10 protein-coding genes are annotated in these 11624 nt (G+C 70.5%); 5 read left to right on the top strand and 5 right to left on the bottom strand.

Annotated elements, in window-relative coordinates:
* Nucleotides 1–851: 851 nt before the first annotated feature.
* The 3 genes from ACIA8K_RS39530 to ACIA8K_RS39520 are packed head-to-tail and all read right to left on the bottom strand — an operon-like array spanning nucleotide 852 to nucleotide 3034.
* Entirely contained in the window at nucleotides 852–1673 is an 822-nt protein-coding gene (locus ACIA8K_RS39530) for a DUF72 domain-containing protein (RefSeq protein WP_396068636.1), read from the bottom strand.
* Nucleotides 1674–1733: 60 nt separating this feature from the next.
* Nucleotides 1734–2693: a permease prefix domain 1-containing protein gene (locus tag ACIA8K_RS39525; RefSeq protein ID WP_396068635.1), complete on the bottom strand. Its 960-nt coding sequence runs from the start codon at nucleotides 2691–2693 to the stop codon at nucleotides 1734–1736.
* Nucleotides 2690–3034 carry a PadR family transcriptional regulator gene (locus ACIA8K_RS39520; protein WP_396068634.1) on the bottom strand — a complete coding sequence of 115 codons (345 nt, stop codon included), beginning with the start codon at nucleotides 3032–3034 and terminating at the stop codon, nucleotides 2690–2692. Before ACIA8K_RS39520 ends, ACIA8K_RS39525 begins: the two co-directional genes overlap by 4 nt.
* A gap of 230 nt (nucleotides 3035–3264) precedes the next feature.
* Between ACIA8K_RS39520 and ACIA8K_RS39515 the strand changes: the two genes are divergently transcribed.
* Nucleotides 3265–4584 (top strand): PHB depolymerase family esterase, encoded by a 1320-nt coding sequence (locus ACIA8K_RS39515; protein ID WP_396068633.1) that lies wholly within the window; start codon nucleotides 3265–3267, stop codon nucleotides 4582–4584.
* Between the two features lie 95 nt (nucleotides 4585–4679).
* Here the strand turns inward: ACIA8K_RS39515 and ACIA8K_RS39510 are convergent, their stop codons facing one another.
* Nucleotides 4680–4865: a hypothetical protein gene (locus ACIA8K_RS39510; protein WP_396068632.1), complete on the bottom strand. Its 186-nt coding sequence runs from the start codon at nucleotides 4863–4865 to the stop codon at nucleotides 4680–4682.
* Nucleotides 4866–4923: 58 nt separating this feature from the next.
* On the opposite strand from ACIA8K_RS39510, the gene ACIA8K_RS39505 reads away from it, so the two are divergent.
* Nucleotides 4924–5283, top strand: a complete 360-nt coding sequence (locus ACIA8K_RS39505; protein ID WP_396068631.1) for a hypothetical protein — start codon at nucleotides 4924–4926, stop codon at nucleotides 5281–5283.
* 1424 nt (nucleotides 5284–6707) lie between these two features.
* Here the strand turns inward: ACIA8K_RS39505 and ACIA8K_RS39500 are convergent.
* Nucleotides 6708–7283 (bottom strand): TetR/AcrR family transcriptional regulator, encoded by a 576-nt coding sequence (locus tag ACIA8K_RS39500; protein WP_396068630.1) that lies wholly within the window; start codon nucleotides 7281–7283, stop codon nucleotides 6708–6710.
* 118 nt (nucleotides 7284–7401) lie between these two features.
* On the opposite strand from ACIA8K_RS39500, the gene ACIA8K_RS39495 reads away from it, so the two are divergent.
* From ACIA8K_RS39495 to ACIA8K_RS39485, 3 genes are all read left to right on the top strand, one after another.
* A complete protein-coding gene (locus ACIA8K_RS39495; protein ID WP_396068629.1) occupies nucleotides 7402–8220 on the top strand; it encodes an SDR family oxidoreductase in 819 nt (272 codons plus the stop codon).
* Between the two features lie 130 nt (nucleotides 8221–8350).
* On the top strand, nucleotides 8351–11338 hold the full coding sequence (locus ACIA8K_RS39490; protein ID WP_396068628.1) for a formylglycine-generating enzyme family protein: 2988 nt from the start codon (nucleotides 8351–8353) through the stop codon (nucleotides 11336–11338).
* Entirely contained in the window at nucleotides 11335–11538 is a 204-nt protein-coding gene (locus ACIA8K_RS39485; RefSeq protein WP_396068627.1) for a hypothetical protein, read from the top strand. Before ACIA8K_RS39490 ends, ACIA8K_RS39485 begins: the two co-directional genes overlap by 4 nt.
* Nucleotides 11539–11624 lie beyond the last annotated feature (86 nt).

The following is an 11624-nucleotide window of genomic DNA, read 5'->3' as shown; positions in this document are numbered from 1 at the left end:
AAGATCCTTGCGGCTCTGGTGGCCCTTATTTGAGCGCGATAAGGGCCACCAGAGCCGCAAGGATCTTGCATCCCGCCAGATGGACGCGAGATCCCACACACGAACCCATCGCGGCGCGGAGCGCCCGAACTGCCGTGACCCTGGCGCGGCAACACGCGAGAGCCAAGATCGACTGATCCTTCGGCAGCTCCCGGCTTCGGTGCCAGCCCTTGCGACCAACCAGGCCGAGGTCAGCCGCCCCGCCCGCCAGCCCCCCGGCTTCGGCGCCGGCCCTTGCGACTACCCAGGCCAAGATCAAACGCCCCGCCCGCCAGCCCCCGGCTTCGGCGCCAGCCCTTGCGACCACCCAAGCCGAGGTCAAACGCCCCGCCCGCCAGCCCCCGGCTTCGATGTCGGCCCTTGCGACTACCCACGCCAAGATCAACCGCCCCTTCCGGCCCCGCCTGCTCTCTCGGTGCCAGCCCTTGCGACCACCCAGGCCGAGCCGCACTGACCAGCCGCCGCTTAGACGATGACCGTGCTGCCCCCGCGTGTCGCGAGACCGCCGACCAGCCGGAACGACCCGCCGCACTCCTGACCTCGATGCCAAGCCCGGCGATCGCTAGGCCCCAGGTCGCCGCGCCCGAACGGGCAATGGAGTCGCTACCGCGGGGCAAAACGGAGCGCTGGGCTCCGCTGGCGCTCCGCGCGTCGCTCCGGAGCAGGTTTCGCCGTGGCATGGGCGAAGAGCCGCGGTGGGGTTTCCGGGCGCCCACGGATCCGACGGCCGCGGGAGCTCGCGGGGCTGGGCCACCGCGGAGGCGGGACAGGCCCTGGAAGTTTTTGATCTTCGGGGTGGCGGGTGGGGGCGGTCAGAAGAGGGTGAGGGGGCCGATCGGCTCGGGGTCCGGGAGGGGGTGCAGGGCCGGGATCAGGGCGCGGACCTCGGCGTGGAAGCGGCGGGCGAGGTCGGGGGCGTCGGCGTTGTCGGGGGTGTGCAGGAAGACCGTGGGTGAGCGGCCCTCGCGGAGCCAGTCCGCGGTGACCGTGACCCAGCGCTGCCAGCCGGCGACGGTTTCGTCGGTTTTGTCGCGGCCGAGGTAGCGGACGATCGGGCGGTCGGTAAGCGCCTCGGTGCGCAGCGGCATGCGCGGCTTCTTGGTCCAGGCCTCGCGCTCGGCGTCGCTTGTCGGGCGGGCCGCGAAGAACGTGGTGGTGTCGAACGGGACCCACTCGGCCCCGAACGGTGCGAGCGCCGACGAGAGCAGGCCCGGCTCGTCGAAAAAGCCCTGGTGGCGGACCTCTACGGCGTAGCGGTAGGTCGCGGGCAGGCGGCGCAGAAAGGACTGGAGCGCGGGTACGTCAGCGGGCGCGAACGAGCCGGGCAGCTGGATCCAGAGCGCGTGCACGCGCGGGCCGAGCGGCTCGATCGCGTGCAGGAACGCCCGGAGCGGCTCGGCGCCGGACGCGGCCAGACGGTGTTCGTGGGTGACCGGTTTGGGGAGCTTGAGGACGAACCGGAACGACTCCGGCGTCTGCGCGGCCCAGGTGGCGGTGGTCTCGCGGGACGGCGTGGCGTAGAACGTGGTGTTGCCCTCGACCGCGTCGCACCAGCCGGCGTAGGCGCGCAGCCGTTCCGCGGCCGTGGACGGGTGCGGCAGGAACCGTCCCTGCCAGGGCTTGAGGGTCCACATCGCACAGCCGACGGACAGACGCATGGGGTGCACCGTATAACGGTGCACCCCACCGGGTGATCAGATGGTGCCGGTGCCGGGGACCTTGACAGGGAGGCCACGGCGGGTCCGCTCGGCGCGGACCGCGATCTCGACGATGTCCCAGACCGCCGCGATGGCGAACGTGACGATCACGGCCAGGGTCGCCCAGTGGCGGGGCTCGCCGCCGGCCTCGAGGCCGGGGAACGCCGGGTTGAAGATCCGGTCGCCGGCCGCGAGCCAGACCACCGGGGCCGCGAAGAGCAGCGCGAGCACCGCGTTCGTCGCGGCGAGTGCGCGGGTGTAGACGCCGGTGCGGAAGACCTGGATCGTCCAGGCGATCTCCAAGCCGAGAACCACGATGAGGTACGGCCACCAGAACGACCAGTTCGCCGGGTCGAGGACGGGGACGTCGGTGAACGTGAACTGCTGCAGCACCAGCGCGGTGATCAGCAGCACCGGCCAGGCCATGGCCGGCACGAGGTGGCTCTGGCCGAGACGGGACGGCTCGTACTCCGGGAGGTCCTTGAGCGTCCACGGCCCGCGCAGCGCCCGCTGGTCCAGGCCGACGCGCTCCATCAGCGCGAACGTTGCGGTGGTCCAGAAGCCCATGTGCGTGCCGACCGAGATGATCGTGGTGACGATGCCGCCGATGACCTTTCCTATCTCCGGCTCGTCGAGTAGCTGGATCACAGTGGTGACGACCACGACGATCGGCAGCACGATCGTGAACAGCAGAACCATCATGCGGCGCCAGAACGGGAACAGTTCCGGGCCGATCAGGTGCTGTGGCCGGTCGGTATATCTGTCGGCCAGCCTGTCCGGATCACCGAGCTCAAGCAGCGTGCTCTCCACTGCCGCGTCGCGTGGCGCACCCGCGTCGATGCGGGCCTCCACCGCGTCCTCGATGGAGGCGCGCAGCTCACGGTCAATGTCGGCGCGCTGCCCCTCGGGGAGGCGGCGCAGCGCGGTGGTGACGTAGCGGTCGATGAGCGTGGTCATGCGGGGCTCCCAGGGGTGTCCAGGTCGGTGATGGCGTTGTCGAGGCGGGACCACTCGGTGCGGAGCGCGTTCGCGATGGCCGCGCCCTCCGGGGTGGTCGTGTAGAACTTGCGCGGCCGGGCCTCATCCGTGTTCCACGCGCTGCTGAGCAGGCCCTGCGCCTCCAGGCGGCGCAGCAGCGGATAAAGCGTGTTCGCCTCCACCTCGAAGCCGGCCGTGGCCAGCGTCTCCAGCAGCGAGTAGCCGTAGCCGGGCTCGCGCAGCACGGTGAGGCTCGCGACGACGACCGTGCCACGGCGCAGCTCCTGCAGGTGACTTGAGAGCGTCGCGTCCATTGTCATGCTCACCACGATAGTGTGTCTCACACACTATGGCAACGCGTTACAGCAAAGTGCGTCGAAGAACAGTGTTAGCGAGCCGCGGACCTCCCGGCCGGCGACCGTGCGGGCAGGGTGGCGCAAACCCTGCACGGCGTAGATACTTATCGATGCTCCTGGGCCGGGAGCGGCGGGGCGCCGGGCAGCCCTCGCTGGAGCTGTCGCGTACTCCCGACTTATCGAGGGACCTGCCCATGAGATCTCGACGCACCTTCGCCACCGCGCTCGCGGCAGTGCTCGTCGCGCTGCTCGGTGCGCTCGGCCTGGCCACGCCCGCGTCCGCCGCCGCCTTGAACGAGGTGACATCCTTCGGGACGAATCCCAGCAACCTACGCATGTATCTCTACGTGCCGGACAAGCTGGCCGCGAAGCCGGGGCTGCTGGTCGCGGTGCACTACTGCACCGGAACCGGGCCCGCGTTCTTCAACGGCAGCCAGTTCGACGAGCTGGCCGACCGGTACGGATACATAGTGATCTACCCGTCGGTGACGCGAAGCAGCGCGTGCTTCGACGTCGCCTCCCCCCAGGCACTCAGGCGGGACGGCGGCAGCGACCCGGTCGGCATCAAGTCGATGATCGACTACGTGCGGGCGCGCTACCCCGTCGACGCTGACAAGATCGTGGCGACCGGGGTGTCATCAGGCGCGATGATGACGAACGTGCTGCTCGGCGACTATCCGGACGTGTTCAGCGCCGGGTCCGCGTTCGCCGGCGTACCGTTCGGATGCTTCGCCACGACAAACGGCTCGGAGTGGAACAGCGACTGCGCCAACGGCCTGATCACCAAGACACCGCAGCAGTGGGGCGACCTGGTGCGGAACGCGTACCCGGGATACACCGGGCGGCGGCCGCGCATGCAGACCTGGCACGGCACGAACGATGAAACCCTGAAATATCCTAATTTCGGCGAGCAGATCAAGCAGTGGACCAATGTGCACGGCCTGTCCCAGACGCCGTCGTACACGGACACGCCCAAGTCCGGCTACACGCGCACCCGCTACGGCGGCACGGGCGACCAGGCACCGGTCGAGGGCATCAGCCTGGCCGGCGTCTCACACAACATCCCGGTCGACGCGGCCGCCGCCATCCACTTCCTCGGCCTCGACACGACGACCCCCGCCACGCCCACGCCGACCACGCCGGGCCCGACCACACCGACCCCGACCCCGACCACACCGGGCCCGACCGCTCCGGCCGGCGCCTGCCGGGTCTCCTACACGGTCAACTCGTGGAGCACCGGCCTCACCGCCTCGGTCGGGATCACCAACACCGGCACCGCCACGGTCGACGGCTGGACGCTCGCATTCACCCTGCCCACCGGCCAGACCGTGACGAACGCCTGGAACGCCACGATCAGCCCGTCCAGCGGTGCGCTCTCCGCCCGCAACGTCTCCTACAACGGCACGCTCGGCGCCGGGGCCACCCAGACGTTCGGTTTCCAGGCCACCCACGCCGGCAGCGCGTCGAAACCCTCCGCCTTCACCCTCAACGGCAGCGCCTGCACGATCGCCTGACGATCCGGCGCGGCTCCACCGAGCGCGAGTGAGGTGGCTGCGCGTTTCCTGCGGCCGCCGGGTTGATCAACCCGGCGGCCGCGCGTCCCGTTACCTCACCGGGCCCGGCGACCGCCACGCCACGCCAGCACGACGCCGACGACAAGCACGATCGGGCCGATCACCGCCCACATCGTGGCGCCACTCATCGCGCTGCCGCCGAGCACGTTGAGTCCTTGCAGCGTCCACACCGCGCCCATGAGCACGAGCAGCACACCGACGGCAAGCAGAATCCATCGCATGCCGCCAGCCTGCCTCCCGGACGGCGAACTCGCAATCAACTCTCTAGGATCAGCGCCCATGGAGCAGCCGTCCCGCCTGAGTGGCCTGTGGTCCTGCCTGGTCGGCGCGGTCCTGTTCGGAGCGCTTGCCGTCGCATTGGAATGGGGCTACCGCTGGTCCCGCTTCGTCGGCATGCAGCCTGACGAATGCCCCAACTCCACAGGCAACGGCGGCCCTTTCGCCGACACCGTCTGGGAGCTGATCATCCCGGGCCTCGCTCTGCTCTGGTTCACCTTCGTCCTCGTCGAACAGGTACTCCCTGCCACCTGGCGTGGCCGCAACCCCCTGAACTTCCTCGCCCGCGCTCTGTTCGCCGTCCTCTTCACCGCGACGTTCGGCTGCATCTTCCCCACCGGCCTGGTCCTGTCCTGCCATTAGAGCCTTGCAGCGCTCCCCCATCACGCGACACGAGGAGCAGGCGACCACACATCCGCGGGGGAACCACTGGGAGTGGCGATAGCCGGGTGTGGCGGAACTGAACGGTTTTCGGGAAGGGCACGGGACCGGCTCCGATGCCAGGTGGGAAGCGGAGCGCCAGCGGAGCCTCCCCCTCCTGGCGAGGTTTACCGGCGGAAGCGACTCTGTTGCCCATTCGCGTCCGGCGGCCTGGGGACCCACGATCGAAGAGGGCTGGGGCGTGGCGAGTCGTTTCGGCTGGTCGTTGCGCTTGCGGAGCGCGAGCAGCACCGGCCGTCGTCTCAGCGGATGCGGGCCGGGAGGACTGCGGGCCGAGGCGGCTGCGGGCCGAGGCGGCTGCGGCGTGGGTGGGCGCAAGGAACCGGCACCGAGGCCACGAGTTCCGCAGGTCTGCGGGCCGGTCGCGGCACTTCGGCAGGTCTCAGGGCCGGACACCAACGCGGAGCCACACCGGATCCGAAGATGTCAGGACACAGTCCACGGTCACGACCCGCCTCATGCAGGTCCTCGGTCGATTTCCAGCTCGAGCGCTGTGCGCCCGACATTTCATCATATAGATGACGCCTTGTGCGTTCATCCTAACGCCGAAGGGTCAAGTAAGGCCCACGTCAAGATCCTTGCGGCCCTGGTGGCCCCTATCCGAGCGCAATAAGGGCCACCAGAGCCGCAAGGATCTTGCATCCCGCCATATGGACGCGAGGTCCCGCACAATGAATCACTCCCGGGCGCGGAGCGCCCGAACTGCCCTGGCGCTGGCGCGGCGGCACACGAGAGCCAAGATCGACTGACCCTTCGGGCAAGCTCCCGGCTTCGGTGCCGGTCCTTGCGACCGCCCAGACCGAGATCAACCACGCCCCCCGCCGACCGCCGCCTCGGTGCCCGCCCTTGCGACCGCCCAGGCCGAGATCAGCCGATCTCCCGACCACGCGCCCTTTCGATGCCGGCCCTTGCGACCGCCCAGAGCAAGATCAACCACCCCTCCCGCCGACCGCCGCCTCGGTGCCCGCCCTTGCGCCCACCCAGGCCAAGATCAACCGACCCTCCCGACCACGCGCTCTCCCGGTGCCCGCCCTTGCGCCCACCCAGGGCAAGATCAACCCACCCTCCCGACCACGCGCTCTCTCGATGCCCGCCCTTGCGAACGCCCAGACCGCAGCCGCGAAGACCAGCCGCCGCTTAGACGATGACCGCGCCACCTCCGCGTGTCGCGATACCGCCGACCAACCAAAGCCACCCGCCACACTCCCGACTCCGATGCCAGCCCTTCGATCGTCAGGCCCAGACCACCGCACGCGAGTGGGCAGCAGAGTCGGGAGCATGCGGGCCGCCACCTCCGTGGAAGCGGGAAAGGACGTTGATCTGTGCGTCGAGACAGGACAGGCAGGTCACCTGGCGTGGACGACCATGTCGACAAGCGTGTCGATGAGGTCTTCGGGGGATTGGGACCATTTGGGGTCGGCGAGTTGGCCGCTGACCTCCATGCCGATGATGCCGCCGGCGCTGCCGATCAGCAGCGCGCCGTAGCGGCGGGCGGACTGCTCCCCCACCAGCTCGCCGACGATGGCGAGGAACTCGTCGTGGCTGCGGCGGGCGGCACGGGCCAGGGCGGCGGGGTCGCCGGGCGGGTTGCTGAACATCAGGCGGTAGAGGTGGGGCTGGGTACGGCCGATGTCGATCAGGGCGACCAGGGCGGCGCGCAGCTTGTCGGCGGGGGGCAGGTCCGGGGTGGCGCGCAGGGTGGCGGAGTGGTCGGCGATCCGGGACCAGGCGGCGGATCCGACGGCGATGAGCAGGCTTTCCTTGTCGGCGAAGTGCCGGTAGGGGGCGCCGCGCGTCACGCCGGCCCGGGCACCCACGGCGCGGAGCGTCACGGCCTCGAGGCCGCCGGTGTCGAGGAGATCAGCGGCGGCGTCGAGGAGGGCCTGGCGGGTGGCGGCGGCGGATTCGATGCGGCTGACCATGCCGGTCATGGTAGCGAGCGGCTGATGACAGCGTCATCCCAGACAGTTGACAAAGTCATCTCAGCGCCCCAGACTCGGAAGGGTGACAACGTCATCTGAAACTCAGGAACATGTGGTCGTGACCGGCGCGTCTACCGGAATGGGTGCGGCCACCGCCCGTGAGCTGGCCCGACGCGGATTTCACGTGCTGGCGGGGGTGCGGCAGCAGGCCGACGGCAACGCCATCCGAGCGGCCGGCATCGAGCCGATCATCCTCGACATCACCGACTCCTCGGACGTCGCGGCGCTCGCGGAGCGGATCGAGGGGCACACCCTGCGGGCGGTGGTCAACAACGCGGGGGTCGGCGGCATCGGGCCGGTCGAGGTGCTGCCGCTCGACGACTGGCGGCGCATCTTCGAGGTCAACCTGTTCGGCCACGTCGCGGTCACCCAGGCGCTGCTGCCCGCGCTGGTGCGCAGCCGCGGCCGCATCGTCAACATCAGCTCCCTCAACGGCAAATTCGTCGTCGCGGGGTACGGGCCGTACGCGGCAAGCAAGTTCGCGCTTGAGGCGATGAGCGACGCGTTGCGCCAGGAGGTGGGCCCGCACGGTGTGCAGGTGGTGGTGGTCGAGCCGGGCGGCGTCAAGACCGCGATGGCGAGCCACGGGCCGAGTGCGGTCGACCGGGTCACCGCGCGGCTGACCGGCGACCAGAGCAAGCGGTACGGCGCGCTGCTGCAGGCGATCCCGGCGCACGTGGCCGCGTTCACCGCCGCGGGCTCCACGGCCGAGGAGGCCGCCCGCACGATCGCACGGGCCGTGACGGAGCGGAAGCCCCGGACCCGTTACACGGTCGGGCGGTCCGCTGCGGTGCTCACCCGCCTGTCCGGCCTGCTCCCCGATCGTGTTCTCGACCGGATGGCCGCCTCCGATCTGGGCCGGCACTACCCGGCGTGACCGCGCCCGTCCGTACCCTCCTAAGTGGTTGATCGGTTGACCGACTCCGCCTCTTATCACCCTCCGCCACGGGTACGCTACGAGAGATCGAGCTGCTGGGCGCGCCGGACGGTCTCGGGAGGGCGGCGAGTTGACGGGCAACGCGCGGGTCTCGTTCGGCGTGTGGAGCGATCGGGTGGTGGCCGCCGAACAGCTGCAGTCGGACCTGCGGGAGTCCGGCGAGCACGCGATCACGGTCGGCGGTGAGAGCGGCCCGCCGATCGAGTGCCTGGTCGTCCTGACCCGGAAGCCACAGTTCGACGTCGGCGAGCTCGGCACGCTGGCCCGGCTGGCGAACCGCGCACAGATCACCATCGCGGTCGACCGGCACCGCCCGGGCGCCGACGACGGGCCACCGTGGCCGCGGGACGTCACGCTGCACTGGAGTGGCCGGTACCCCGACCTGGCCCAGGTGGCGCAGGCGCTTGTCGACCTCGTCCGGCCGGCGGGCCTGCTGTCCAGCCCGCTGCCGACCTTCCTGCCCACGGAGACGCCGCTGCCGGGCATCCCGCACGCGGCCGGCCGGCACGAGCTGATCGAGCAGCTCCGCCGGCCGGAGGAGCTGCGGGTCATCTCGCTCACCCGCGCGCTGCACGACGAGCTACTGCACGCCGACCGGGCCGAGAGCCGCGCCGACTACGACCTATTTCGACTGGTCAGGTGGGGTGCGGAAGAGGCGAACCGGCCGTTCATCAACCTGCGGCTGACCCGGTCGGAGCGGCCGTCGATCCGGCCGGAGCAGCCGCGCGCGCTTGACACGGTGCTGAAGGATCTGCGCACCCGCCGGCTGGTGCTGCTGCTCGGCGAGCCCGGCGCGGGGAAGAGCCAGCAGCTGCGCTACTTCGATGCGGGGTCGGCGCTGCGCTCGCTCCGGCAGCCGGGCGCCGGGCCCTGGCCGCCGAACTCGTTCTACGTGGCGCTCGCCGCCCAGCCCGCGCAGCCGGACATCTCGATGGACTGGCTTGCGCACCAGTGGGCCGCGGCCGTCGACCCTACACGCTGGTGCGACCTGCGCACCTTCCTCGCGGACGGCGGCACGGTGCTGCTGGACGGGCTGAACGAGGGCGGCATGCGGTCACTGCCGCTGCCGCAGTGGATGACGCGGTGGCGGGACGTGATGTCCGAGCTGTTCGGGGCGGGCGCGAGCAAGGTGGTGGTCAGCTGCCGCACCCGGGACCTGGTGATCCCGATGCGGGCGCCGCGTAACGAGGCCCCGACCGAGGTGAGTCTGCTGCCGCTGTCCAAGGACGACATCGTGGCGATCGCGACCCAGGCCGATCCCCGGATGGCACGCCGGCTCAAGCGCGCGCTCGACGACGACGGCATGATCGCCAAGCTGTACTCAAGCCCGTTCCGGCTGCGGAGGTTCCTGGAGACCGGCGCGGACGGCGTCGCACCCACCGGCGCCCGCCTGTACGGCACGGTGATCGCGGCGGCGCTGCTTCGCGACTTCGACCAGGACAATCTGCACGACGATCTCGTCCCGGGCCGGGTCGCGCCCGCGCTGCGGACCCACTACGCCAATCCGTGGCCGGTGCTTGACACCATCCCGCTGATCAAGGCGCTCGCGGCGCTGGCCAAGGAGCTGACGTTCCCGGCCGTACCCGGTGGGAACGCGTTGCTCACCATGCGGCCGGCCCGGGCGATCGGCGTGCTCAACAACGCGCTCGCCGCGGCGGGCGGCGACGCGTCAAAGGCCGCGATGGCGCTTGACACCGCGGAGGACTTCCACATCCTGCAGGAGGAGCGCGGCGACATCCGGTTCACCCACCCGTCGCTGCAGCATCTGTTCGCGGCGTCCGGGTGCACGGACGAGGAGATCGTCGCGCTCGCGGAGCAGGAGCGGCAGCCCTCCCATCGCCGGCCGCCCGGGCGGCTGTCGCCCACCTACGCCGAGCACCGCTATGAGGAGCTCTTCCAGTTCGCGGCGCAGTTGCGGCCGGAGGTGCCGCGCCTGCTGCTGCGCGTCGATCCGGTGCTTGCCGCCCGCGCCTACCTCGCGGCCGGGCCGGATGCCCGGCACGGCGTCGACGAGGAGATCCGGGAGTCGCTTGCGAACAGCCTCGTCGACGAGTGGGATCCGGCGCGGCGGGCCGCGATCATGGCGGCGCTCGGCGAGCTGGGCTGGCGGCTTCCGACGCCGAGCTACCGCGGCTCGGAGGCGATGAGCACGGTTCCAGCCGGGGAGTGGCGTCTCGGCCGCCGCGGGCGGGACGACGCGCCGGAGACGGACACGGACAGCGAGCCGCGCACTGTCGAGCTGGGCAGCTTCCAGATCTCCCGGTTCCCGGTCTCCAACCTGGAGTACCGCGCGTTCGTCGAGGCGGGCGCGTACGACGACAAGGCCTGGTGGACGCCGGAGGGCTGGCAGTGGGTCACCAACTCCCGCGCCGTCGAGCAGTCGGTGATCGAGTGGACCCGCCGCCAGGACAATCTGCGCCGCGACCTCGGCCAGATCGTCACGCTGCTGCGCGCGGGGCGGGCCACCCCCGCGGCCGCGGCCGCCCTGCTCCGGTTCGCAAACCTGTCCGAGACGGAGATCGTGGCGTACGCCCGCTCGCAGCAGGCCCGGCCGATCCGGCACCCGCGGTTCTGGCAACGTTCCGCGCTGAACAATCCGCTGCAACCGGTGGTCGGCGTCTCCTGGTTCGAGGCGAACGCGTTCTGCGCCTGGCTCGCCGACCGGCACGGCGTCCCGGTGCGGCTGCCGTCGGAGAACGAGTGGGAGGCCGCCTGCCTGCACTCGCTCGGGCTGACCGACTGCGCGGACGTGACCGGCGCGCTCACCGGCGACGCCGGCAACACGCTTGAGTCCGGCTTCCCGGCGACCACGCCGATCCGGACCTACGCCACCGAGGCGCAGCAGCGGGAACGGCTGCCGGTGGAGATGCTCGGCAACGTCTTCGAGTGGTGCTTCGACTACTACGCCCCCGGCCACCACAATCGGCGGATCCTGAAGGGCGGGTCGTGGCGGCACGAGCGGTGGCGGGCACACCCCGCCTACCGTGGGCGGGGCAACGTGGACGCGCAGAACGACGATCTCGGTTTCCGGTACGTGATGGGGGGCGCGGAATCATGAGCGGTGCCGAGAAGCCGGGCGACGACCAGATGCGCGGCGGTGCAGAGGACCTGGTCGGTGAGATCGCCACCATGGCGGAGAACCCGGACAGCGACGAGGCGGAGATCCTGGAGCGGCTTGCGGTGCTCGCGGAGACCTTCTCACCTGACGAGGTGTTCGCGGTACTGGTCCGCTACGACACGCCCGACCTGCTGGGATAGGGCTTATGTCCCGATAATTTACCTATTATTGGGTCACCCTTGACCTAGCGTCCGGCGGACGCCATTGTGCACGGCGGCACCCTCGC

Origin of the sequence: Catenuloplanes sp. NPDC051500 (assembly GCF_044454585.1) — a bacterium.
Taxonomy (GTDB): domain Bacteria; phylum Actinomycetota; class Actinomycetes; order Mycobacteriales; family Micromonosporaceae; genus Catenuloplanes.
Note: the sequence above shows the minus strand (reverse complement) of the source record. Positions and strands in the feature narration are given on the sequence as shown.

Excerpts from the sequence above, each read along its gene's own strand:
- ACIA8K_RS39505 (WP_396068631.1), top strand. The coding sequence starts at position 4,924 with ATGGAGCAGCCGTCCCGCCTGAGTGGCCTGTGGTCCTGCCTGGTCGGC.
- ACIA8K_RS39485 (WP_396068627.1), top strand. The coding sequence starts at position 11,335 with ATGAGCGGTGCCGAGAAGCCGGGCGACGACCAGATGCGCGGCGGTGCA.
- ACIA8K_RS39510 (WP_396068632.1), bottom strand. The coding sequence starts at position 4,865 with ATGCGATGGATTCTGCTTGCCGTCGGTGTGCTGCTCGTGCTCATGGGC.
- ACIA8K_RS39525 (WP_396068635.1), bottom strand. The coding sequence starts at position 2,693 with ATGACCACGCTCATCGACCGCTACGTCACCACCGCGCTGCGCCGCCTC.
- ACIA8K_RS39500 (WP_396068630.1), bottom strand. The coding sequence starts at position 7,283 with ATGGTCAGCCGCATCGAATCCGCCGCCGCCACCCGCCAGGCCCTCCTC.
- ACIA8K_RS39520 (WP_396068634.1), bottom strand. The coding sequence starts at position 3,034 with ATGACAATGGACGCGACGCTCTCAAGTCACCTGCAGGAGCTGCGCCGT.
- ACIA8K_RS39530 (WP_396068636.1), bottom strand. The coding sequence starts at position 1,673 with ATGTGGACCCTCAAGCCCTGGCAGGGACGGTTCCTGCCGCACCCGTCC.
- ACIA8K_RS39515 (WP_396068633.1), top strand. The coding sequence starts at position 3,265 with ATGAGATCTCGACGCACCTTCGCCACCGCGCTCGCGGCAGTGCTCGTC.